Origin of the sequence: Amycolatopsis umgeniensis, assembly GCF_014205155.1 — a bacterium.
GTDB classification, from domain to species: domain Bacteria; phylum Actinomycetota; class Actinomycetes; order Mycobacteriales; family Pseudonocardiaceae; genus Amycolatopsis; species Amycolatopsis umgeniensis.
This window is the reverse complement of sequence record NZ_JACHMX010000001.1, coordinates 4,720,450-4,743,496: the sequence shown is the minus strand read 5'-3', so window position 1 is coordinate 4,743,496 and position 23,047 is coordinate 4,720,450. Positions and strand designations below refer to the sequence as shown.

The window sequence follows — 23,047 nt, the reverse complement described above, 5'->3', positions numbered from 1 at the left end:
GCAGCAGTCATGAGGGGAGAAAGTACCAGCACACGGACCGCATCCGGGTTCGAAGCCGACGGTAGCGGTCCGTGGTCGGACGGGGCGGCCCAGGCTCCGGCGGCCCCATCGGTACCCTCGTTCCCGTGCATGCCACCAGCACGGTTCACGCCCCCGACGGTGCTGCGCCGACCTCGGTTCCGCCGATTTCGGACAGCAAGACCTTTTCGCGGGCGTTCGCCGACATCAAGACCGGGTTCGCCGCCAAAGAGCTGTGGGGACACCTCGGCTGGCAGGACATCAAGCAGCGCTATCGCCGCTCGGTGATCGGCCCGTTCTGGATCACCATCAGCCAGGGCATCATCGCGCTCGGCCTGGGACTGCTGTACTCACAGCTGTTCGCGCTGCCGACAGCGACGTTCCTGCCGTACATCAGCACCGGTTTCATCATCTGGGGCTTCATCAGCGGCTGCTTGTCCGAGGGCATGGAGACCTTCATCGCCAACGAGGGGCTCATCAAACAGCTCCCGGCACCGCTTTCGGTCTACGCCCTCCGCACGGTGTGGCGGCAGACGCTGATGCTGGCGCACAACCTGATCGTCTACGTCATCGTGGTCGCGATCTTCTTCACCAGCCTGGACCAGCCGTATGCGATGAGCGGCGATTGTGTCGGGCAGGTCCTCTGCCACCCCGGGATCGGCTGGTACTCGCTGAGCGCGATCCCCGGCATCCTGATGCTCGCGCTGAACGCCGGCTGGGTCACCCTGCTGCTGGGTATCATCTCGACCCGCTACCGCGACATTCCGCAGGTGATCAACTCGCTCATCCAGCTGCTCTTCTACATGACGCCGATCGTGTGGCCGATCGACCAGCTGATGGCGGGTGGCGCCCGTGACAGCATTTCGGGAGCGTTGCCGTTCGTCTACGCCAACCCGCTCTTCCACTTCATCCAGATCGTGCGTGCCCCGTTGATCGGGCAGGCCGTCAGCATCAACAGCTGGTTCGTGGTGCTCGGCATCACCGTCGTCGGCTGGGGCCTCGCCCTGGTGGCGATGCGCAATTACCGTTCCCGCGTCTCTTATTGGGTGTGACAGATGGTCAGCATTGATGTGCACAACGCCTACGTCGACTTCCCCATCTTCGACGCGAAGACCCGGTCCATGAAGAAAAAGGTACTGGGCAAGGTCGGTGGCAAGATCGGCACCGAAAGCAAGGTGCCGATCATCGAAGCCCTCCACGACGTGACGCTCTCCCTGAAGCAGGGCGACCGCGTCGGCCTGGTCGGCCACAACGGCGCCGGGAAGTCGACGCTGCTGCGGCTGTTGTCCGGGATCTACGAGCCCACCCGCGGCTCGGCGAAGATCTCGGGCAAGATCGCACCGGTCTTCGACCTCGGGATCGGCATGGACCCGGAGATCTCCGGGCTGGAGAACATCATCGTCCGCGGCCTGTTCCTCGGGATGACCGCGAAGGAGATGGAAGCGCGTGTCGACGACATCGCGGAGTTCACCGAACTCGGTGACTACCTGCAGATGCCGTTGCGGACCTACTCGACCGGTATGCGCGTGCGGCTGGCGCTGGGCGTGGTCACCTCGATCGACCCGGAGATCCTGATCCTCGACGAGGGCATCGGCGCGGTCGACGCGGCGTTCCTCAACAAGGCCAAGGACCGGCTGAAGGACCTGGTGAAGCGGTCCGGCATCCTGGTGTTCGCCAGCCACTCGGACGAGTTCCTCTTCGAACTCTGCGATTCCGCGATCTGGATGGACGAAGGACACGTGAAGCAGCGCGGTTCGCTGCGCGACGTGCTCACCGGATACAAGGGCCGCGACCCGTTCGAGAACATGAGCCAGGAGACGCTGGAGCGCTTCGGCGTCGCCCCCGAGCCCGTCGCGACGACGAACGGCGGCCAAGGATGACCAGCGAGACCCGGCAGTTGCCCGAAGGCGCCGTCGTCGGCGTCGTCGTCACGCGCCATCGGCGGGAACTGCTCGCGGACTCGCTCAAGGTGATCGCCGCGCAGACGCGGCCCATCGACCACCTCGTCGTGGTCGACAACGGGCCGGACAAGTCGGCGCGGGACATCGTCGAGAACTTCCCGCTCCCCTTCACGTACCTGCCTTCGCACCGCAATCTCGGTGGCGCGGGCGGGTTCGCGCTCGGCATGCTGCACGCGCTTTCGCTGGGCGCGGACTGGATCTGGCTTGCCGACGACGACGGCCGTCCCGCCGACGAGAACGTCCTCGCGATCCTGCTGGACGAGGCCGAAAAGCGGAATCTGGCCGAGATCTCGCCGGTGGTGTCGAACATCGAAGCGCCGGACAAACTCGCGTTCCCGTTGCGGCGCGGGCTGACCTGGAAGCGTTCGTCGTCGGAACTGGGCGTCGACTTCCTGCCCGGTATCGCCTCACTGATGAACGGCGCGCTGTTCCGGGCGTCCACTTTGGACGTCGTCGGTGTGCCGGATCTGCGGCTGTTCTTCCGCGGCGACGAGGTCGAACTGCACCGGCGCCTGGTGCGGTCGGGGTTGCCGTTCGGCACCTCGCTCAAGACCGCGTACCTGCACCCGGACGGCTCGGACGAGTTCAAGCCGATGCTGGGCGGCCGATTCCACGCGCAGGACCCGGAGAACGAGGTCAAGCGCTACTACACCTACCGCAACCGCGGATACCTGCTGTCGCAGCCGGGTATGCGCAAGATCGGCGCACTCGAAGTGGTGCGGTTCGGGCTGTACTTCGTCGGGGTGAAGCGGGACCCGAAGGCCTTCCTGCAGTGGCTCAAACTGGTGCGCCAGGGCCGCAAGGAAAAGTTCTACCGCTACTGAGACCACGGAAAAGGGCCCCTCGCTCGCGCGAGGGGCCCTTTTCCGTGTCCGTTATTCGCCGATGACCGGCGGCGCGGTGCGCATGTCCGTCCCGAAGACCTCGTCCGGGTCGCCCTCGACGAGGTACGTCGGACGCTGGTGCTCGGTGTCCTCGTCCCCGTCCGACTGCTGACCGCGGCCACCCATGCCGCCGCCCATACCCGGCCCGCCGCGGCCTCCGGCGCCACCGCCGAGACCGCCCATACCGCGGCCTGCCGCCGCTTCCGCGGCACCGACACCGCCGGGACGGGCCGCGCCGGACGCGGAACCCGAACCGGGCGTGGAGCCCCCCGCGCCGCTGCCGGGGCCGAACCCGCTTCCGCCGCCGCCGCGGCTGTTCCGGCCGTTGTAGTCGGAGTCGCCCATGCCGCCGCCCATCATGGGCGACATCGGCATGGGGCTCATCGGCATCGCGTTGGCGTTGTTGTTCGGGCCCGGCGTGCTGACCGGCGGCTGGTTGCCCAGGAAACCCGACGGCGTCGTGCTCGACGGGATGCTGCCGGAGCCCGTGCTGCTGCCGGGGCCGGGGAGATGCCCGGTGCCCGGCGGGACCGCGGTGCCGCCACCTCCGCCTCCGCCGCCCCCACCGCCGTTACCCGGTGGGATGTAGGTGTTGCCGGGCGGATTGTCCTTGTCCCAGGGGAATTTCTCGCCCGGGGGCAGCTTGTGGATGCCGGGTTTGCCGGTGCCGTCGTCGATGCCGCCACCGCCGTCGACGCCGAACTTCGGCGGCTCGGCGAACGCGGGCTGCTTCGACGCGGCCTCGAAGAGGGACTTGTCGTAGTCGTGCATGGCGGAGGCCGCCTGGGTGTGCGCCTCCTGGCTGTCCTTCTGCTTCTGGATGGACTTGTCGATGTTGTCGCCGAGGTTGAACGGGTTCGACGTCATCCAGCCGCCGACCTCGTCCTTCCAGTTGAAGGGGATCGGCGTGGGCATCACGTTCTTGACGTGGGAAGCCGCGGTGCCCTGGTCGTAGATCGTCTCGGAGGCGAGCTTCGCGTTCTGGGAGTTCGTCTCGGACCACTTGCTGAGGCTCTTGAAGTAGCCCTGCGCGTTGCCCGCCGCGTCGCCTTCCCAGGTGCCCTGCGACGCCGTGACGGCCTTGTCCATCGTCGTCGAGAAGGTGTTGAACGCCTTGTGAAGGTCGTGGTACGCCGTGGAGACCTCGGTGACCTGCTCGACGTTCAAGTCGCTCTTGATGAACTGTTCGAGCTTCTCGTGGTCGTACCCCTGGTAGTCCGCGTTCGACGGCTCCAGGCCCTCGACGTACTGGACGTCGCCGTTCTTGGTCAGCTGATCGACGTTCTTGTCGCCGACCTCCTGGGACTGCTGGTGCGCCTTCCCGGAGGCCATGAACTGCTTGACCGCGCCGAACAGCCAGCCGTCACTGGGGTCGACGCCCTCCTGGGCCTTCTGCTCGAAGTAGGCGTCACGTGCCGCGGGCGAAAGGTCGGAGACCTGCTTCTCGCTCAGGTTCGGTGTCTTCGTGGTCATCCTGATTCCCCCTTAGCTCTTCGGAAGCTTCGGTTCGACGATGTCGGCGACCTTCTCGGCGATCCCGCAAGCCTTCTCGGTGTCGTCGGTGGCGATCAGGACGTCGACACGCGCCGACGAGCCGAGTTCGAGTGCCATCAAGCACCCCGCCGGGGGCCTGGGCGCGAGAACCGCCTTGCGCCCGTTGACGTTGCCGGTGGTCTTGCCGTTGCCGGCGTCACTCACCGTTTCGAGCCCCTGTGTGTCACGGACGCCGATACCGATCGAGAGGCTTTCCGAGGCTGTCGCCGCCTCCTTGCTCAGCGTGCAGAGACGGGCTCCGCCCGCGTTCTCGGTCGTCGGTGGCTTGAACGTCCCATAGGACGCCAGGTCCGACGCGCCGACGAGTGAACACGGTTCGATCGACGCGGTGTCCGCGCCGGACGTGGGCGCGCTGGACGCGCTCGACGACGCGGGCGGGGCAGACGGCGCGGGGCTGGCGTTTCCCGGCTTTTCGCTGGAGCACGCGGCCAATACCAGGCCGGCCGCGGCGAGCGGCACCACGTAAAGCTTTTTCATCATCCTCAAGCCTGAACCTTCTTGGTGGCGTCGATCGCCCTGTCCTCGACGCCCTTGTACAGTCCGGCGGCCCTGGCCAGCGCCTCGTCGGCGTCCTTGACCACCTTCTCGAACTGCCCGATGACCGCGCTCGCGGAGTTGGCCGACTGGGCCGCGCCCTTGTGGTCGTGGGCCGCGACCGCTTTGCCGTAGGGGTGACCGCCCAGCTGCGGGGCGTCGTTCAGCGCCATGGTCTTGATCTTCAGCGCGCTGAGTTCCTCCGACATGTTCGCCAGCGCCTCACGCAGCGGTTTGACACCCTCTTCGCTGATCTTGAAGCCGCCGCTCTTGGCGGCCGAGACCAGCTTCTGGGTCTCGGCGCTGACCTTGGCGATCGCCTCCTGGTTCAGGCCGCCCTTGGCCACATAACCGGCTGCCGCTCCCATGGCGGCGCCGATCGAGTAGTCCGGCCCCGCCTGTCCGCCATCCGCTTCGAAAGCCATCGTCCGCCCCACTGCATCGTCTGCTCGCCCGTGCGTACCGCCCGGCAGTCTACTAGCCGAACACTCAGCGCAACGGTGATTCGCCGATCACCGAAGATCTCTCCGGCAAGTGTGACGAAACGGGCGTCATCCCGGTTCCCGACGGTTCAGAACTGGCCTTCGAGCTGGGCGTACAGCTGTTGCGCGATCCTCGCGTTGTCGGCGGGAGCGTAGGTCAGCCAGCTTTGCCCGTCGGCAGCCTGACGCGAGGTCATCATGAACCGGCCCGCCTCGGTGTCGAACCAGGCCAGCGGCGGGAACACGCTCCCGCCGCGGATGAACACGCTGAACTGGCCCACTCGCGTCTTCGCCTTCTCGAAGATGCGCTCCACCTGCCGCTGCTGCGGGTTCGACCCGTGGGTACGAGGACCGCTGACACCGGCGAAGGGGTCGTAAGCGTCGTCGTTGCGAGGACGCTTCGGCACGCTGGCCGGCTTCGCGATGGTGACGGACTGGCCGGGTCCCGCCGGGGTGAGCGGCAGCAGGTCGACGATCGACGCGACGATCGCTGTCGGCCTGGTCTCTTCGAAGACGAGCAGGTTCTCGTCCTGGCGCGCGACGACCGCGAACTGGCCGTTCGTCGCCGCCCTCGCGAACAGCTGCTTGTCCTTGTCCATTTGCGCGACCGCCCAGACGGCGAGCTGCGGGTTGACGAAGGTGGCGAGCGCGAGCTCGACGTCCGCGTCGAGCCTGCCGCCGCGCATCAGGCCGCGTCCTTCGAGATCGCGGAAGACGGCCTCGCGCACCATCGCGCGCTGCTCGACCGTGGTGCCGATGTGCGGGACTTCGAACGGAACCGGCGCCGGGCCGAACCGGCCGTGTTCGAGCAGGATGTCCACCGCCGCCAGTGACAGCGAGAACGAGTGCGGCATCGCCTTTTCCCCCCGCGGGTGTCTTGTTCGTCGGGTTGAACGTAGTCCACGTACCCGGTACGCCCGCAGCGAACCCGCTTGCCCGGCTGTGATCACGGCTGGTGCCATGGGTTCATGGCAGACCAGAAACCCGCGCTCGTGCTCCATCTCGCCACCGGTGGGGAGCCGCTGCTCTTCGCGCTCACGACGGAAGAAACCGAACGGCTGACCAAGGACCTTTCGCATTTCGTCCGCACCGGCTCGGTCCAGACGATCCAGACCAAGGACGACTCCGAGGTGGCGATCAACTTCTCCCACGTCGCCGCCGCCTACATCGACGACCTGAACCGCAAGACCCGGGTGTTCGGCCTCCACTAACGGGAGAAGAGCTCCAGCAGGCCCGACTTGATCTCCGGGCGGCTGGCGGCGACCAGCAGGAAGGTGGCTTCCCGGACGAGCCGCTGGGGGTGTCGTCCGGCGAGTACCGACGTGCTGCCGTTGGCCGCGACCAGCGCGCCCGCGGCCCGGAACGCGAGCTCCGCGCCCGCCGCCCGGGCCGCGGGCAGTGACGGAGGATCGGCGAGACTCGCGTCGAGACGTCCACGGACGCCGTCGATCTCCGCCGTGATCCCGGCGGCGACGTCGGCCTTCCCGAGGTCTTCGATCAACCGCGCGGCCCGGGCGGCCAGCCCCAGCGGCGCGCAGCCGTTGAGGCGGGAGACGAAGGTGTTGCCCGCGATGAAGTCCGCGTACGGGACCTTGCCGTAGACGCTGTCGTCGGCGAGGAAGTAGCGGGTGAAGCCGAGGTGCACGGTGGACGTGCCCTGCGCCGCGACGAGGTCGAGCGGCTGGACCTCCAGATGCTCCCCCGCCACCGGGTCGATGATCGCGCTGACGATGGTGTCGCCGTCCCTGGCGCAGAGCTGGAGCAGGTCGATGATGCCCCAGCCGCTGACGAACGGGGCCTCGCCGTCGAGCAGGTAACCGCCCTCGACCCGTTCCGCGCGCAGCCTCGGCGGGGTCGGGATCACCGCGGCGAACGAGGCACCCGCCTTGAGCTCGCCGCTGATCAGCGCCGGGAGGTAGCGCTCGCGCAGGTCCGCGCGGTCGGTGAGCGACAGCCCGGCGACCAGGCCGTGATGCTGGACCCAGGTGAACATGGTGCTGAGGCAGCCGCCCGCCATGGCCTCGAGGACCTGGATGATCGTCGGGAAGTCGATACCCGGCCCGCCGACCTCCTTGGGCGCGGCGAGACCGTAGAAGCCTTCGGCCGCGAGGGCGTCGAAGTGACTCGAAGGGACTTCTCCCTTGAGGTCGACTTCGATGGCTGCCGGGAAGAGGAGGTCGTCGGCGAGAATGCGGGCTCTAGCGGCCAGATCCGTCATGAAGGTAAGGGTACCCTAACTCGACCTTGGTTGGGTCTAGCACCGCTAGGAAAGCTAGCGATACTAAAGGTCCCTTGCTCCCCTCGGGTGCGCTCCTGCGGGGCCGGTCACGCCGGACTGTGTGGATTTTGGGACGTTGGATGACCAGAAATCCACACAGTCCCGCGTGACCGGTCGGGTCACGGAGGGGCTGTGTGGAAATAGGGACACTCAACGTCCCTATTTCCACACACCCCCACCGCGGCCCAGACGCGAAACGGCCCGTCACTCACGAGAATTCGTGAGCAACGGGCCGCCGAAGCACTGCTTACAGCTCGTAGAGCCGCTTCCAGTTGTCCCGCGAGGTCAGCTCGGGCATGGAGCGCTTGTACTGCTCCTGCACCGCGGCGCCTTCCTTGCGAAGCCGCTGGAGGACCTTCGCGCCCTGACGCGCCAGCTCGAACATCTTCGCGCGGTCGTACGAGCGGACCCGCACGCCTTCCTGCGAAGCGTCGGTGACGACGGCGGTGTCGAAGGTCGCGACGTGCCACCAGTGGGCCTCGTCGATCGGGATCGCGCCGAGCGAGTGGCGGCTGCGGCCGAGCACCCTGTCGAGGACTCGCTTGATCAGCACCAGGCGCTGCATGCTGGGCCGCGGCGCGCTGTTGATGATGCCGATGTCGTTCGACGCGATGCCCGGGACGTCGGTGGCCTTGTGCCGTTTGGTCTCGGGGTACTCGTCGCGGATCCGGCGGATCTCCTTCATCGCGGCGACGCCGCCGTCACGCAGGACCTCCGGTCCCTCGAGGAAGTCCTCGACGGCCTTGATCAGCGTGGCGGACAGGCCGTACTGCATGCCGAGCAGGTACCGGACCAGCTGCGCGACGAGCACGCGCGAGAGCAGGTTCAGGTTGAACGGCGAGTGCAGCGCGGCGGTGATGATCGAGTTCCGCAGGTTGAAGTAGCGGTGCCACTCGTCCCAGTCCTTCCAGTGGAAGTCGGCGTGCCAGACGCCGGCGCCCGGAAGGGTGACGGTGGGGAAGCCCGCGCCGCGTGCGCGGTAGCTGTACTCCGCGTCGTCCCACTGGAAGAAGAACGGCAGCGGGTAGCCCGTGGCCTTGACGACCTCGTACGGGATCAGGCACGACCACCAGCCGTTGTACCCGGCGTCGAGGCGGCGTTCCTGGCGGTTCGGCTTGAGGGTCTCCTCGTCGACGCCGAGCAGGTCGGCGGTCGAGAGCGAGTGCGTCACCGGCTGGCCGGGCTCCAGCGTGTTCAGCCGGGCGTATTCGGCGCCGACGTGCAGCTGGTTCGGGTGCAGCAGGTTCAGCATCTGCCCGCCGACGATGACCGGGTTGACCGTGCGGTTGGAGAACGCGGTCATCCGGATCACCAGATCCGGCTCGAGCAGGACGTCGTCGTCCATGAACAGGACGTTCGCGTGCTCGGTCTCGGTGTGCCCGGCGACCTCGTAGAGGCCGCGGGTGAAGCCACCGGCACCGCCGAGGTTCGGCTGCTTGATGTAGTGCAGCTTGTCGCCGAGGTCCTTCGAGACCTGCTCGAAGCCTTCGCGCGACTCGACGCGGTCGGTGCCCTGGTCGGCGACGTAGATCGCGTCGAGGGTCTCCAGCGAAGAGACGTCGGCGGCGAGCGCCTGCAGGTTCGACAGGCAGTCGTCGGCGCGGTTCATCGTGCAGATGGTCACCGCGGTCGGGCGGATCTTCTCCGGCGCTTCGACCGTCCAGCGGACGTTCTCGACACGCAGCGACTGGCCACCCTCGGTCTCGAGGTCGAGCCAGAGCGCGCCGCCGTCGTAGAACTTGTCGAGCTTCGCGGTGAGCGTGACCTTCTGCCGCTTCGCGCCCGCGACGATCTCGGCGGCGACCACACGAGAGTCGCCCTCGATGTCGGAGGCGCCGACGGACAGCTGGCCGTCACCGGTGACGACGGCCTCGACAGCGACCTCGGTCACGTCGGTCCAGCGCTGCCAGTAGCTCGCGGGGAAGCGCCCGAAATAGGTGTTGCCGGAAACCTTCGACGCGGGCTCGATGGAGATGCCCGCGCGTTCGCGCACGGCACTGCCCCATTCGAGCTCGGCGTAGAGGTCCTTGCTGACGATGGGGGCCGGGCCGGCGTAGAGCCCGCGCTGCGCGGTGAGACGGCCCTGCGGGGTGCGTTCCGCGAAGCGGGTGTCGTCGATAGTGCTCACCATGGCGCTCGGGGCCTCTCCGGTGACGGCGGCTTTACCGGGCATGAATCCTCAGTTCTCCTCTGTGCTTGTCAAGACCGGGCTGGTGGCGGTGCTGCGGGGCTCACGGAAAACGACCCACTTGAGCATGACGAAGTTGATCACGGTCGCGGTTGCCTGCGAAACGATCCAACCGAAAGTGGCCTTCCAGGCCGACTCCGGCAGGACGTGCAGCATCGTGCGGTTGACGCCGACGGCGACGAGGAAAGTCACGGCGTACAGGAGTACGAAGCTACCGATCTGACGTGCGCCCTCCTGCCGTCCACCGGCGAAGGTGAACTTGCGGTTCAGGAAGAAGGCTGTCGTGGTACCCACGATGAAACTGAGCGCGCGGGCGACGTCGACCCACGGCGAAGCGTCCATCCCGAGGGCACGAAGCCCCTGGTAGACGCCGAAATCGACCAAGGCGCAGAAGCCGCCGATGAGGCCGAAGCGGATGAGCTGCCCGAGCAGCCCAGGGGAGGACGGCTCAGCTGCCGTCACGCCGGCTTTCGGGTCGGTCGCCACCACTGCTCTACCTCATAAACTGCTGGGGCTGATGCGCAAAGTGTAGAAGCGAGCACTTCAGGGTCACGTTCCGGGCAGTGTTCGGCGTGGTTACCCTGGTCGGCGTGACCCAAGCACCCAAGACACAGCGACAGTCGCTCATGGGCTGGGCAAGGACGTCGCCGAGCATCGCGGACGTCCTGAGCACCCCCGACGTGGAAGCCATCGCCCGCGCGGTGACGCAGGCCGGGGCACGCGGGGTCATCGCGCGCGGTCTCGGCCGGTCCTACGGCGACCCGGCGCAGAACGCGGGCGGCCTGGTCGTCGACATGACAGCGCTGGACCGGATCCACTCGATCGACCCGGACTCCGGAATCGTCGACCTCGACGCCGGGGTCAGCCTCGACAAGCTGATGCGCGAGGCGCTCCCCTACGGCCTGTGGGTCCCGGTGCTGCCGGGTACGCGCCAGGTGACCATCGGCGGCGCGATCGCGAACGACATCCACGGCAAGAACCACCACTCGGCGGGCAGCTTCGGCAACCACGTCGTGTCGATGGACCTGGTCACCGCCGACGGGCAGGTGCGCACGATCACGCCGGACGGCCCCGAGTCGGAGCTGTTCTGGGCGACCGTCGCGGGGATCGGCCTCACCGGCATCATCGTCCGGGCCAAGGTCCGGATGACGAAGACCGAGACCGCGTACTTCAAGGCCGACCTCGAGCGCACCGCGAACCTCGACGAGACCCTCGAGCTGGTCAGCAACGGTTCCGACGACAAGTACACCTACTCGTCGGCGTGGTTCGACACGATCTCCACGGGCTCGAAGCTGGGCCGCGCCGCCTTCGGCCGCGGCTCGCTGGCCAAGCTCGACGAGCTGCCCCCGAAGCTGCGTGCCGACCCGCTGAAGTTCGACGCGCCGCAGCTGGTGACGCTGCCCGACGTGTTCCCGAACGGGCTGGCGAACAAGCTCACGTTCGGTTCGATCGGCGAGCTGTACTACCGCAAGACGCCCAAGAAGGCCGTGGACAAGATCCAGAACCTGACGGCGTTCTACCACCCGCTCGACCTGTTCGGCGAGTGGAACCGCGCCTACGGCTCCAAGGGTTTCCTCCAGTACCAGTTCAGCACGCCGCTGGACGCGCACGAGCCGCTGCGCCGGATCATCCAGAAGGTCGCGGACTCCGGGCACGTGTCGTTCCTCAACGTGTTCAAGCGGATGGGCGAGGGCAACGCGGCGCCGCTGTCGTTCCCGCATCCCGGCTGGATGATCTGCCTCGACTTCCCGATCAAGGACGGCCTGAGCCGGTTCTGCCAGGAACTCGACGAGGACGTGCTCGCGCTCGGCGGCCGCCTCTACACGGCGAAGGACTCGCGCACCTCCGCGGAGAACTTCGCGAAGATGTACCCGCGGCTCGAGGAATGGCGCAAGGTCCGCGCTTCCGTTGACCCCGAAGGCGTTTTCGCCTCTGACATGTCCCGAAGGTTGGAACTGTGATCGACGCTGTGGGCAACCCCCAGTCCCTGCTGCTGCTCGGCGGCACCTCCGACATCGCGCTCGCGATCGCGGAGAAGTACCTGGCCGAGCGTCCCCTCCGGATCGTGCTGGCCGGACGTCAGTCCTCGCGGCTCGACGCGGCCGCCCAGCGCCTGAAGGACAAGGGCGCCGAGGTGTCCACCGTCGACTTCGACGCGAAGGCCATGGACACCCACCCCGCCGTACTGGACAAGGCTTTCGAGGGCGGCGACATCGACGTCACCGTCGTCGCGTTCGGCCTGCTCGGCGACCAGGAAGAGCTGTGGCAGGACCACGCGAAGGCCGTCGAGGCGGCGACAGTGAACTACACGGCCGCGGTGTCGGTCGGTGTCGCGCTGTCGAACAAGCTCAAGAAGCAGGGCCACGGCAAGGTCATCGCGCTGTCGTCGGTCGCCGGTGAGCGGGTTCGCCGGTCGAACTTCGTCTACGGCTCCTCCAAAGCCGGTTTCGACGGCTTCTACCTGGGCCTCGGCGAAGCGCTGGCGGAGTCCGGCGTGCAGATCACCGTCGTCCGCTCCGGCCAGGTCCGGACCAAGATGACCGAAGGCCTCAAGGACGCCCCGCTGACGGTGGACGCCGCGCAGGTCGCCGAGACCGCCGTCAACGCCTCGCGCGCGGGCAAGGAACTGGTGTGGTCGCCCGCGCCGTTCCGCCTGGTCATGTCGGCCCTGCGGCACATCCCCCGGCCGATCTTCCGGAAACTGCCGATCTAGGGAACGAGCGCACTACGCCATTCGTCTCACCCGGGCACGGACACCCCATCCGTCCCCGGGTTGAGAGGAATCGATGGCTGACCAGGAAGCCAAGCTCGACGCGGCCATCCGGTCGTTTCAGGAGCAGGCCGCCAAAGCCGCGGAACTGAAGGACAAGATCGCCGGATTGCGCGGATCCGCGCGCAACGCCGACGGTTCGGTGACGGTCACCGTCGCCCCGTCGGGCGCGCTGCTGGGCCTCCAGTTGTCCCCCAAGGCGATGAACCGCTCGCACACCGCGCTGCAGCAGGACATCCTGAACGCGATCAGAGAAGCGACGCAGCAGGCCGCGGCCGCGATGCAGCAGACCGTCCAGCCGATCCTCGGCGACCGTGCGGACCAGTTCAAAGAGGCGTTCAACGCCCACGTCGAACCGCTCGGGCCGAGCGCTCCCCCGCCCGCGGAATCCCTCGCCGGACCCGCTGTTCAGCAGCCTGTCCGCACCCAGCGTCCGGCACGCCCGGCACCCAGCGACGACGAGGACTTCGGCGGCCCGATCCTGCGGAGGGACTCATGACCGGCTTCGGCGTCCAGACGGAAGCGCTCACCGCGCACGCGACGGGGTCCAAAGAGGCGTCGGGGAACTTCGGCAGCCTCGCGAGCCTGCTGGAGCAGGCCAGGGTCTCGGACGACTGCTTCGGCCCGCTCGGCGAGCTGATGGCGTTCAAGTACTTCGAGGGTCTGCAGGAATGCCAGGACCTCGCCGAACAGGCGAAGTCCTTCATGGACCAGATCGCCGACAAGACCACCACCGCGGCGAAGACCTACGTCGACCACAACCAGGGCACCGCCGAGGCCATCACCGGTCTCGGCGCCGGACTGGACGACGGCGGCAGCGGGCCAGGCAGCCTGAGCGACGTGAACAGCGCCGGCGACTCGGGCCGCAAGGGGTACTGGGAGCAGAACGGCGGCTACGGCAGCTCGTGGCTCAGCACGTCTTCGGACGTGGCCAGGGCGAGCAGCCCGCCGGACGTCGCGATCGCGGCCGTGCACGCGCGGATGGAACAGCTTCAGCTCGTGATGAGCCCCGGCCAGTCCTTTTTGGACAACGGACTCGGCTTCCTGATCGGGATCGTGATCAGCCCGCTGGTCGAGCTGGTGCTGGAGCCCGCGATCGGTGACCCGGAGCAGATGCGCAGCACCGCCAAGGGCTGGGAGCAGACAGCGAAATGGCTCGACGGTGTCGCCGAGCACGAGCAGAAGCGCGCCGAAGGCACCCAGGAGGCTTGGAAGGGTCAGGCGGGCGACGCTTTCCGCGGCCAGATGACCGAGTTCTCGGGCGGTGCCAAGGCGTTCGCGACCGACGTCCGCGGGCTGCAGCAGATCCTGGAGATCGCCGCCGACCTGTTCGACGCGTTCGTCGAGATCGTCATCGACATCATCCAGGAACTGGTGATGGGCCTGATCATCGAGTGGCTGGCCGCGCTGGCCGCCTCGTGGATCACGGCGGGCGCCTCGGTCGGCGCGGCGGGCGCGGCGACGGCCGGTCAGGTCGCGGTGACCGGCGGACGGCTCGGGATGAAGGTCAAGCAGCTGCTCGGCAAGCTCAAGCCGCTGATCGAGAAGCTCGAAGAAATCCTCAAGATGCTCCGCAACGGGCCGCTGAAGAAGGTCGTCGAGCGCGCCGAGGGGCTGCGCGAAGGCAACTGGCTGCAGAAGCGGCTCGCCGACCAGATCGACAAGAACCCGCTGGCCAAGATCGTCACCAAGGCCAACCCGACGACCGGGGCCTCCAAGACCGCCAACAAGTTCGCCGACCGGTTCGGCGTCGGCGGCGAGGGCTCCGACGCGCTCACCACGAACCTCACCGAGGCCGGGCTGCGCGCGATGGGCATGAGCGGGACGACCAGTGTCGGCAAGGCCGCTTTCCGCGGCAGTGCCGGTAACCTGGGCGAGCTGGGCGTCGAGCAAGGCGTCAAGGCCGGATACAACGAGTCTCAGGATTCGTCGTCCGAAGAAGAGCGCCGCGCGGCGACCGACAGAGGGTTCACGATCGAAGAATGAATCTCGGCTACCCGCTCGGGGCCGCGTCGCAGGCCCTGCCTTCGCTGCACCCGGGCGAACGGTTGCTGTGGGCCGCGTACGGCCGGACGCTGAACTACGACGTACGCGGCCTCGATCCGTGGGGTGTGCCGAAGAAGAGCGTGCTGGGCAAACTCGGCTCGGGTGCCGCGAACTTCGCCGGTGACATGGTCAGCGCCGCCCTGGGCGGGGGCGACGACGGCGGCGCGTCGAATCCGCCGTCACCGCAGGTCATCATTCTCGGCGAGCAGGGCGGCCTCGCGCACGCGGCGGTACGGGAGCTGTCCACCAGCGGTTCGCTTTCGCGGCTTTGGGCGCTGACCAGCGCCCGGCTGCTGGTGCTGGAGAAGTTCGTCCCGCCGGAAACGCCCTCGAAGAAGTCGTTCATGTCGAAAGCGATCGGGTTCGGCAAGGACATCGCGGCGATCATGACCACGAAGACCTACGGCGAGAACGCCGAGGGTGTCCCAATCGCACGGCACGAAATGGTGCCGCGCGCCGAGATCCCGCGCGAGTCGATCGCCGGTTTCGCGGTGGCCGAGCACGGCAAGAAGCGGCGCCCGTGTCTTCGCGCGTCCTTTGTGGACGGATCGGGCATGGATTTCCTTTTCGACTGTGACGATCCCCAGCAGTTCGCTTGGCTGTACTCGGTGACGGTGAGCTGATGGAGAACACACCACTGACCGCGAAGACCGTCGACGAGATCGTCGAACGGGAGCTGCACCAGTTCTGGCTCGCGCCGGGCGAACGCCTGATCATCGGCTGCCCGCCCGCACACGGGTACGTCGGCCTGCTGCTGGACGGCAAGCTCACGCTTCCTTACGAGGCGGCCAGGGAAACCCCTGCGGTGACAGGGAAATCGCGATGGCCGCTGCCCGCGCCGGACGTCCTCGAAGGCGACTGGACCGACGATCCGACGATCGCCTACTGGGCCGTCGCGCGGACCGCGGACCAGACGGCCGCGCGGATCGCGGACCATCTCGCCGGCGGCCGCGGCGAGGCACGGCTGACGCTGTCCGACCGGCGACTGGCCGTCGTGTACCCGGCGAAGATGCTGGAGGGTGAGGACCCCGCCCAGCCGTTCCGGACCTTCGACGAGATGCCGTCGGGAATCGTGCGTTCGGTGTCCGCGCAGTACCTGGGGCGGAGTTTCCCCGCGCGGCCGGTCCTTCGGTTCGTCTTCGCCGACGGATCCATGGTCTTTCAACGCGACATGCTCGCCGTCACGAAGGCGGCCCGGGCCGAATCGCGCCGTTAACGGGCGGCGGGTAGCAGGTAGAGCTTCTGGGTGCCCATCCACGGCGAGTGGATCGTCCAGGTCGCCAGCGCGTTCGACGGCGGCGTCTTGCTGGTGGTGGCCAGCACCAGATCCGGGGTCGCGGGCGGGACGCTGTGATCGAAGAACCGGAAGTTCGCTTCCAGCAAGGCCTTGCCGAGATCGCCGCTGCGGTTCTTCGTCTCGATGATCGCCGGGTCGACCGAACCGCGGTCGGAGAACTGGTCGACGATGTCGCAGTCGCAGGCGTAGGCGAGCGCGCCGACCTCGCCCGCGCTTTCCACCTTGCGCCCCTTGGTCAGCTCGCCCAGTTGCGAGCCGATCCGGCGGTACTCGTCGGACGCGGCGTGGTTGCTGGTGATGGGCGCGAACCGGCGTGGCAGTTCGGGGGTCGCGTAGGCGACGGCGCTCACGAACAGGAACGCGGCGGCGAGGATCCCGGCGCCGACTCGCGCCCTGCCGGGTATCGCGCAGGCAGCGGCGGCGAGGAAGATCGTCGCGCCGATGATGCTCGGCGCGTAATACCAGTGGTACGGCGGGACGTTCAGCCAGCAGTAGGCCAGATAGTGCGCCGCACCGGCGATCGCGAGCGTCGCGAACGGCACGAGGCGTTTCGCCCGCTCCGAGCCGCGCCGGAAATGGAATGTCCACAGTAGACCGGCGAGTCCGCCGATCACGAGCGGCAGAAAGGAAAGTGTCGCCGCCAGCGGGAAGTTGCGCCAGTACAGCAGCGGGCCGTTGGTGAAACTGAACGGCCCCCACGAGCGCTGCATGATCTTGATGACCAGGGTGTCCGGCACCGCCGAACCCAGCACCAGCCAGCTGAACACGAACCACGGCAGCATCACCGCGAGCGCGGCGAACGTCATCCGCCAGATACCCGTCCAGAATTCGCGGCGCGCGAGGAACAGGACGAACGCGATCAGCAGCAGATCGATCCGGATCAGCGCGATCAGGCCGATCACCGCGCCCGCGGCGGCGGGACGGCGTTCGTGCAGGAACACCATCAGCCAGACGACGGCCGTCGCGCCCAGGGCGACTTCGAGGCCGACCGAAGACAGCAGCAGCGGGTTCACCAGCAGCAGGCCGAGCGCCAGCGGCGCGAACCCGGCGGGAAGACCGGTCGCGGTGCCGATCCGGCGCAGACCGAGGACGAGCGCGACCTGACTCGCGACGAAGACGATCCCGGCGGCGAAGACGGCATCGCGGACGATGAACGTGACGAACGCCAGCACGAGGACGTTCAGCGGCGATGTCGCGGTGTTGGCGGTGCCGTCTTCGATCAGGCCCCAGTGGCCGTGGAAGGCGAGGTTCTTCGCATACGACAGCGTGATGTACGTGTCGTCGATCAAATGCCCGCTGACCAGCACGAACACCAGGGCCGAAGCCACCGCCGCCCCGGCGGGCAGCACCCACGGGCGGGTAAGGACGGCGGCTCCCGGCAGCGCACCGGAAGCCTGGGGAAGTTCTGCGGAGGCGCTTCGCATCACGGACACCGTACACGGTGCCGTGATGATTCCGTTATCTACCCTCGGTGGGAATCGTCACGCCAGCCGCGGTCACCGGGGCCGTCACGGAAGTCCCGGTGCGCTCCGGGGCCGCCTGGACCACGGTGATCGCGGGAGATCCCCGGCCGGTCGTCGTGCCTGGCGACGGCGAGACCGACGGCGGTGCCGATGATCCCTCCGCCGAGCAGGAAGCCGATCAGGCCGACCGCGACCAGTTGCGTCGCGCGGTGCCCCACGAAGCGCCGGAAGCCGCCCTTCGCGGGCGGAGCCTGCTGAGCAGGAACCCAGCCCGGCGGCGGCCCGGTTGGGGCGGCGGCGGGCGTTTCGGTGGTGGTCTCCGCCGGGGTCTCGGCGGGTTTCTTCGCGGTCTCGTCGCCGACCGCGGGCTGCTCGACCGTTTTGTCCTCGTCACCGGACGGCCGCTGCGGGTCGCTCATCTTTCGCTCCTCAGTCGATGGGAGCGGGCGTCGTACCCGCTCCCATCACCGAGGATGCGTGCGCAACCTGTGGATGCGCTGTGCCCAGGCTGTCGAATCAGAGATAGAACGACAGGAACAGCGTGACGACCCAGCTCGCCCCGAGCACCTGGAGCACGCGGTCCTTGAGCGCGATCTCCTCGGGCTCGCCCGCGTTGCCGCCGTCGACGTCGACGGCGTAGCGCAGGACGGCGACCACGAACGGCACCATCGAGACGACCGCCCAGACCGAATCGTGCTCGACCTGGCGGATCTCGAACGCCCACAGGCAGTAGGACATGATCAAGATCGCCGCGGACGTCGCCCAGACGAACCGCAGGTAGCTCGCCGAGTACTTCTTGAGCGAAGAGCGGATCTTCGCCCCCGTGCGCTCGAACAGCATGATCTCGGCGTAGCGCTTGCCCGCGACCATGAACAGCGAACCGAACGCGGTGACCAGCAGGAACCACTGCGACATCGCGATACCGGCGGCCACACCACCGGCGATCGACCGCATCAGGAAGCCCGAGCCGACGATGGCCAGATCGACCACCGGCTGGTGCTTGAGCCCGAAGCAGTAGCCGAGCTGGACAGCCTCGTACACCGCCAGCACGACAGCGAGCTGCCAGCTGGCGAAGAACGAGATGCCGAGGCCGACGGCGAAGAACACCACCGCCGAGACGTAGGCCACCGGAACCGGCACGATCCCGGCCGCGATGGGCCGGTTCCGCTTGGTCGGGTGCGCCTTGTCCGCCTCGACGTCGACGGCGTCGTTGATGAGGTAGACCGAGGAGGCCACCAGCGAGAACGCCGCGAAGGCGATCAGCGCGGCGATCAGCAGGCCTGTCCGGTCCGTCGACTTCGAAAAGGCGAAGAACGGTGCGGCGAACACCAGCACGTTCTTCACCCACTGGCGCGGGCGTGCCGTCTTGATGATGCCGCCGACGAGACCGCCGGCGATCTTCTTCGGTTCGGCGGCCTCGGCCACGGGATCTACGTCGTCAGGCTTGGAATCGGCCTTCTCGGTCGTTTCACTCATCGTCGCTTCAGCTTCCTACGTATCAGGCCGCCGACTACGCCCCCTAGGGCCGCTCCGGCCAGAACGTCGGTCGGGTAGTGGACGCCGAGCACGAGCCGGGAGGCCAGCATCGGCGGTACCAGGGCCGGGACCAGGTTACGCCCGGTCAATCCGGAGTAGAGCACCGCCGCCGCCGTAGTGGAGGTGGCGTGCGAGGACGGGAAGCTCAGCTTGCTCGGCGTGGAGACCAGGACCTCGACGCTCGGGTGGTCCGGTCGCGGCCGCCTGACCACGCGTTTCACCGCGATGGACGCGGCGTGCGCGCCGACCACCCCGACCGCCGCGACCAGCCAGTCCTTGCGCCGTTTCTTGTCCACCGCCGCCCCGACGAGGCCCAGCGCGAACCATCCCGCGCTGTGCTCGCCGAAGTGCGAAAGACCCCGCGCCGCCTTGACCGTGACGTCGCTCTTCAGGACGCCCTGGGCCTTGGACAGGACGGCCACTTCACCCGTGGGTGCGCCCTTCTCAAGCATCGAGGGACCCGTCCAGAGGCGCGCCATCGGTCAGGTGCGGCGCGATCTTGTTGTCGAAGGCGGACAGCGCCGAGCCGATGGCCATGTGCATGTCGAGGTACTTGTAGGTACCGAGACGGCCGCCGAACAGCACGTTCTTGTCCTTGGCCTCGGTCTTCGCCAGCTCGCGGTAGGCCTCGAGCTTCTCGCGGTTGTCCGGGGTGTTGATCGGGTAGTACGGCTCGTCGGCCTCACCGGCGAACCGGGAGTACTCGCGGAACACGACCGTCTTGTCGTTCGGGTAGTGCTTGCGCTCCGGGTGGAAGTGCCGGAACTCGATGATCCGGGTGTAGGGCACTTCTTCGTCGTTGTAGTTGACCACCGAGGTGCCCTGGAAGTCGCCCGTCTCGACGACCTCGGACTCGAAGTCCACCGTGCGCCAGGTGAACCGGCCGGCGGAGTAGCCGAAGTAGCGGTCCAGCGGTCCGGTGTAGACGGTCGGGGTGCCGGCGGGGATGTGCTCGCGGACGTCGAAGTAGTCGACGTTCAGCCGGACCTCGATGTTCTCGTGCTCGGCCATCTTCTCGAGCCACGCGGTGTAGCCGTTGACCGGCAGACCCTCGTAGGTGTCGTTGAAGTACCGGTTGTCGAAGGTGTAGCGGACCGGGAGCCGGGTGATGATGTCGGCGCCGAGGTTCTTCGGGTCGTTCTCCCACTGCTTGGCCGTGTAGGCGCGGATGAACGCCTCGTACAGCGGCCTGCCGATCAGGGAGATCGCCTTCTCTTCGAGGTTCTGCGCGTTCGCGGTCTCGAACTCCGACGACTGCTTGGCGATCAGCTCGCGGGCCTCGTCCGGCGTGTGCGACTTGCCGAAGAACTGGTTGATCAGGGCCAGGTTCATCGGCAGCGGGTAGACCTGCCCCTGGTACTTGCCGAACACCCGGTGCTGGTAGCCGGTGAACTCGGTGAAGCGGTTGACGTACTCCCACACGCGCTTGTTCGAGGTGTGGAACAGGTGCGCACCGTAGCGGTGCACCTCGATCCCGGTCTCCGGCTCGGCTTCGGAGTAGGCGTTGCCACCGATGTGATGGCGCCGCTCCAGCACGAGGACCTTCTTGCCGAGCTCGGCCGCGGCCCGTTCGGCCACGGTCAGCCCGAAGAATCCGGACCCGACCACGATGAGGTCGTAGCCGGCGAAATCGGCTTCAGTAATCTTGTCGGGGTTCGTGTGCGCGCTCACGGGCGTCGAGGGTACGCAGGTCGCCTCCGTGCCCTGCACCGAGCACCGGTTTTCACCTTCGACAGACACATTTAGGAAGCAGTGCCTACTCCGGACACCTTCTGGTCGTACTTCGGTGCGACCATCACGTACCTCGCCGTGCTGGCGATCCCCGGCGGACTCGTCGGGCGGGCCGCCGGCCTGCGCGGTTGGGCCCTCGCGGGGCTGGCCCCGCTGTTGTCCTACACGGTAACCGGGCTGGCCGGTCCGTGGCTGGCACTCGCTGGCGTGTCGTACAACCCCCTGACCGTGGCGGGCGTCACGGCCGTGCTCGCCGGGATCGGCTTCGGCCTCAGAAAGCTGGGTCAGAGCCGCGGCTGGATCAAGCCGGGCGCCGAGGAACCGCCGACGAAGTGGCACCCTCGGGCGCACTACGCCGTCGCGGCCTGTGTGGCGCTGGCCGTGGGGATCTCGATCCTCGTGGTGCTCTCGGCCCGCGGCGGGACGACGGCGGTGTTCCAGCGCTGGGACACCGTGTTCCACGCGAACGGCATCCGCTACATCGCCGAGACCGGCGACGGCTCGCTCACCGGCATGGGCAGCATCAACTGGTACCCGGACGGCTCGTTCTACCCGAACGCGTATCACCTGGTCGGCTCGCTCGTGTACTCGATCTCGGGGACGACGATCCCGGTCACCCTGAACGCCATCACCATGCCGGTCGCCGGGATCTTCGCGCTGTCGATGGTCGCCCTGATCCGTCAGCTGGGCGGGCGCGCGGTGTTCGCGGGCTGCACGGCCCTGGTGGCCGCCGCGGCCACCACCGGCGCGTACGAGTCGGTGTCCAGCGGGCTGCTGCCGTTCGCGCTGGGGATCGTGCTGACGCCGCTGGCCGTGGTCGCGCTGGCCCGGTTCCTCGCGCGGCCGGGCCTCGACACCGGCTACGTGCTCGCGCTGACCGCCGTCGGCCTGCTCGCGGCGCACTCGTCGGCGCTGTTCGGCGCGCTGCTGTTCGCCTTCCCGCTGGTGGTGCAGCGCTGGTACCGCGCGCTGCGGCGCAAACCGCTCGACGGCGTACCCGAGGGCCGCGCCGCCTGGCGGGTCATCGGCGGCGACGTCGTCAAGATGGTGCCGGTGATGGTGGGGAGCGCGCTGCTCGCGGCGCCGCACATCCTCGGTGCCCTGAAATTCACTTCGGGTTCATATCCGTACTACGCCTGGGGCTCGCAGCTGCCCGTCGAGAAGTCGCTGATGCTGCTGGTGACCTTCCGGCAGGTGCTGAGCGCTCCGCAGGTGTGGCTGACGGTGCTGCTGACCATCGGCGTCCTGAGCCTGTTCAGGCTCGGCCGGATGCGCTGGCTCGGGCTCGCGGCGCTCGGGTTCTCGGCCCTGTTCGTGCTGGTCGCGTCGTTCGGCGCGGAACCGTGGGTGATCTCACTGTCGCGGCCGTGGTGGAACGACAGGTACCGCCTGATGGCGCTCGCCGCCATCCCGCTCTGCCTGCTGGCCGGGCACGGGATGGCGGAGCTGCAACGCTGGTTCGCGAAGTGGGCGAGCGGCCGTTCCTGGGTGAAGAGCCGTCCCGCGCTGCCCGCCCGGCTCGGGCTGGCGACGGCGGTGTTCGTGGTGGCCGCGTCGGCCGTGCTGACCAAGGGCTTCTACACCGAGTCGAACGCGCACGCGGTGTCGTTCCTGTACTACAACGGGCCCGAGGGCGAGGTCACGCCGCCGGTCAGCGCCGACGAACTGGCCGCGATGGACGCGCTCACCAAGATGAACATCGGTCCGGACGAGAAGGTGCTCAACGAGCGCTTCGACGGGACGGCCTGGCTGTACGCGATCACCGGCATCCACCCGGTCGCCGGGCATTACGACCCGGGCGTGCCGCCACCGGACGCGAAGTACCTGGCGCTGCACTTCCGGGACTACGACACCGACCCCGAGGTGCAGGCCGCGGTCAAGCGGCTGAACATCAAGCACGTGCTGATCGGGAGCACGCCGATCAAGATCGGTGAACCGCCGGCGCCGGGGCTGCGGGACCTGGACGGGCTGAACTTCCTGCGCAAGGACTTCGGCAACGCGGGCGCTTCGATCTACACGCTGACGCGCTGACCTGGGCGCGGTCCGGTCCGTGAAGGCCTCCTTACCTACCCTGAAGGTAGTGAAGGAGGCCTTCACGGACTTGCGGATCGGTACGTCCGCCGCACGCGCACCAGCGGTCACTGCGGCCGCGCGCGAAGGACTCCTTCACGCGGCTCAGCCGAGGAAACTTGACCTTCACACCTGACTCAAGTACATGAAGGCGCCGGAACCGAGGCGGTCCAGCACGTGTGATCAGACGGACGACACTCGGCGACGGTCGAGTCCCCGCGTGTCGTCCGTCCAG

At 67.8% G+C, this 23,047-nt stretch carries 23 protein-coding genes; 11 read left to right on the top strand and 12 right to left on the bottom strand.

What is annotated here, in order from left to right:
* Positions 1–125 precede the first annotated feature (125 nt).
* From wzm to glfT1, 3 genes are read left to right on the top strand one after another with little or no spacing between them, the layout of a single operon-like run.
* Positions 126–1,070 (top strand): galactan export ABC transporter permease subunit Wzm/RfbD, encoded by a 945-nt coding sequence (gene wzm / locus HDA45_RS22275; RefSeq protein ID WP_184898332.1) that lies wholly within the window; start codon positions 126–128, stop codon positions 1,068–1,070.
* Between the two features lie 3 nt (positions 1,071–1,073).
* On the top strand, positions 1,074–1,898 hold the full coding sequence (gene wzt / locus HDA45_RS22270; protein WP_184898330.1) for a galactan export ABC transporter ATP-binding subunit Wzt/RfbE: 825 nt from the start codon (positions 1,074–1,076) through the stop codon (positions 1,896–1,898).
* On the top strand, positions 1,895–2,803 hold the full coding sequence (gene glfT1 / locus HDA45_RS22265; RefSeq protein WP_184898328.1) for a galactofuranosyltransferase GlfT1: 909 nt from the start codon (positions 1,895–1,897) through the stop codon (positions 2,801–2,803). The genes wzt and glfT1 overlap by 4 nt, the downstream gene beginning before the upstream one ends.
* A gap of 51 nt (positions 2,804–2,854) precedes the next feature.
* Here glfT1 and HDA45_RS22260 read toward each other — a convergent pair whose 3' ends face one another.
* The 4 genes from HDA45_RS22260 to HDA45_RS22245 form a co-directional block, all read right to left on the bottom strand.
* Positions 2,855–4,336, bottom strand: a complete 1,482-nt coding sequence (locus HDA45_RS22260) for a hypothetical protein (RefSeq protein WP_184898326.1) — start codon at positions 4,334–4,336, stop codon at positions 2,855–2,857.
* A 12-nt stretch (positions 4,337–4,348) separates the two neighbouring features.
* The gene (locus HDA45_RS22255) at positions 4,349–4,897 is read right to left on the bottom strand and encodes a DUF3558 family protein (RefSeq protein WP_246480756.1); all 549 of its coding nucleotides are present in this window, start codon (positions 4,895–4,897) and stop codon (positions 4,349–4,351) included.
* 2 nt (positions 4,898–4,899) lie between these two features.
* Positions 4,900–5,376: a hypothetical protein gene (locus HDA45_RS22250; RefSeq protein WP_221471209.1), complete on the bottom strand. Its 477-nt coding sequence runs from the start codon at positions 5,374–5,376 to the stop codon at positions 4,900–4,902.
* A gap of 146 nt (positions 5,377–5,522) precedes the next feature.
* On the bottom strand, positions 5,523–6,287 hold the full coding sequence (locus tag HDA45_RS22245; protein ID WP_184898322.1) for an ESX secretion-associated protein EspG: 765 nt from the start codon (positions 6,285–6,287) through the stop codon (positions 5,523–5,525).
* Positions 6,288–6,401: 114 nt separating this feature from the next.
* Here HDA45_RS22245 and HDA45_RS22240 point away from each other — a divergent pair, with 114 nt between their 5' ends.
* Entirely contained in the window at positions 6,402–6,644 is a 243-nt protein-coding gene (locus HDA45_RS22240; protein ID WP_037315352.1) for a hypothetical protein, read from the top strand.
* Here HDA45_RS22240 and HDA45_RS22235 read toward each other — a convergent pair.
* The 3 genes from HDA45_RS22235 to HDA45_RS22225 all read right to left on the bottom strand — a co-directional run bounded on the left by HDA45_RS22235 (position 6,641) and on the right by HDA45_RS22225 (position 10,388).
* On the bottom strand, positions 6,641–7,651 hold the full coding sequence (locus HDA45_RS22235) for an acyl-CoA dehydrogenase family protein (RefSeq protein WP_184898320.1): 1,011 nt from the start codon (positions 7,649–7,651) through the stop codon (positions 6,641–6,643). The two genes, HDA45_RS22240 and HDA45_RS22235, sit on opposite strands and share 4 nt — an antisense overlap.
* Before the next feature lie 307 nt (positions 7,652–7,958).
* The gene (locus HDA45_RS22230) at positions 7,959–9,884 is read right to left on the bottom strand and encodes a glycosyltransferase (RefSeq protein WP_184898318.1); all 1,926 of its coding nucleotides are present in this window, start codon (positions 9,882–9,884) and stop codon (positions 7,959–7,961) included.
* Between the two features lie 6 nt (positions 9,885–9,890).
* Positions 9,891–10,388, bottom strand: a complete 498-nt coding sequence (locus tag HDA45_RS22225) for a GtrA family protein (protein ID WP_184898316.1) — start codon at positions 10,386–10,388, stop codon at positions 9,891–9,893.
* A gap of 137 nt (positions 10,389–10,525) precedes the next feature.
* On the opposite strand from HDA45_RS22225, the gene dprE1 reads away from it, so the two are divergent.
* The 6 genes from dprE1 (at position 10,526) to HDA45_RS22195 (ending at position 15,931) form a co-directional block, all read left to right on the top strand.
* Positions 10,526–11,860 carry a decaprenylphosphoryl-beta-D-ribose oxidase gene (gene dprE1, locus HDA45_RS22220; protein ID WP_184905902.1) on the top strand — a complete coding sequence of 445 codons (1,335 nt, stop codon included), beginning with the start codon at positions 10,526–10,528 and terminating at the stop codon, positions 11,858–11,860.
* Positions 11,857–12,612 carry a decaprenylphospho-beta-D-erythro-pentofuranosid-2-ulose 2-reductase gene (dprE2, locus tag HDA45_RS22215; RefSeq protein WP_184898314.1) on the top strand — a complete coding sequence of 252 codons (756 nt, stop codon included), beginning with the start codon at positions 11,857–11,859 and terminating at the stop codon, positions 12,610–12,612. Before dprE1 ends, dprE2 begins: the two co-directional genes overlap by 4 nt.
* Positions 12,613–12,685: 73 nt before the next feature.
* Positions 12,686–13,168, top strand: coding sequence for a YbaB/EbfC family nucleoid-associated protein (locus HDA45_RS22210; protein WP_184898312.1), 483 nt, complete (start codon positions 12,686–12,688; stop codon positions 13,166–13,168).
* Positions 13,165–14,655 carry a WXG100 family type VII secretion target gene (locus tag HDA45_RS22205; RefSeq protein WP_184898310.1) on the top strand — a complete coding sequence of 497 codons (1,491 nt, stop codon included), beginning with the start codon at positions 13,165–13,167 and terminating at the stop codon, positions 14,653–14,655. The genes HDA45_RS22210 and HDA45_RS22205 overlap by 4 nt, the downstream gene beginning before the upstream one ends.
* A complete protein-coding gene (locus HDA45_RS22200) occupies positions 14,652–15,338 on the top strand; it encodes a hypothetical protein (RefSeq protein WP_184898308.1) in 687 nt (228 codons plus the stop codon). Before HDA45_RS22205 ends, HDA45_RS22200 begins: the two co-directional genes overlap by 4 nt.
* Positions 15,338–15,931 carry a hypothetical protein gene (locus HDA45_RS22195; RefSeq protein ID WP_184898306.1) on the top strand — a complete coding sequence of 198 codons (594 nt, stop codon included), beginning with the start codon at positions 15,338–15,340 and terminating at the stop codon, positions 15,929–15,931. The genes HDA45_RS22200 and HDA45_RS22195 overlap by 1 nt, the downstream gene beginning before the upstream one ends.
* On the opposite strand, the gene HDA45_RS22190 is transcribed toward HDA45_RS22195, so the two are convergent.
* From HDA45_RS22190 to glf, 5 genes are all read right to left on the bottom strand, one after another.
* Positions 15,928–17,436: a hypothetical protein gene (locus HDA45_RS22190; RefSeq protein ID WP_184898304.1), complete on the bottom strand. Its 1,509-nt coding sequence runs from the start codon at positions 17,434–17,436 to the stop codon at positions 15,928–15,930. The two genes, HDA45_RS22195 and HDA45_RS22190, sit on opposite strands and share 4 nt — an antisense overlap.
* 38 nt (positions 17,437–17,474) lie before the next feature.
* The gene (locus tag HDA45_RS22185; protein ID WP_184898302.1) at positions 17,475–17,894 is read right to left on the bottom strand and encodes a hypothetical protein; all 420 of its coding nucleotides are present in this window, start codon (positions 17,892–17,894) and stop codon (positions 17,475–17,477) included.
* 97 nt (positions 17,895–17,991) lie between these two features.
* Complete coding sequence (locus tag HDA45_RS22180) at positions 17,992–18,951, bottom strand: decaprenyl-phosphate phosphoribosyltransferase (RefSeq protein WP_184898300.1); 960 nt, start codon at positions 18,949–18,951, stop codon at positions 17,992–17,994.
* A complete protein-coding gene (locus HDA45_RS22175; RefSeq protein WP_184898298.1) occupies positions 18,948–19,463 on the bottom strand; it encodes a phosphatase PAP2 family protein in 516 nt (171 codons plus the stop codon). The genes HDA45_RS22180 and HDA45_RS22175 overlap by 4 nt, the downstream gene beginning before the upstream one ends.
* Positions 19,456–20,682 (bottom strand): UDP-galactopyranose mutase, encoded by a 1,227-nt coding sequence (gene glf / locus HDA45_RS22170; protein WP_184898296.1) that lies wholly within the window; start codon positions 20,680–20,682, stop codon positions 19,456–19,458. Before glf ends, HDA45_RS22175 begins: the two co-directional genes overlap by 8 nt.
* An 81-nt stretch (positions 20,683–20,763) precedes the next feature.
* Here glf and HDA45_RS22165 point away from each other — a divergent pair, with 81 nt between their 5' ends.
* A complete protein-coding gene (locus tag HDA45_RS22165) occupies positions 20,764–22,773 on the top strand; it encodes a DUF6541 family protein (RefSeq protein ID WP_184898294.1) in 2,010 nt (669 codons plus the stop codon).
* Positions 22,774–23,047: the final 274 nt, after the last annotated feature.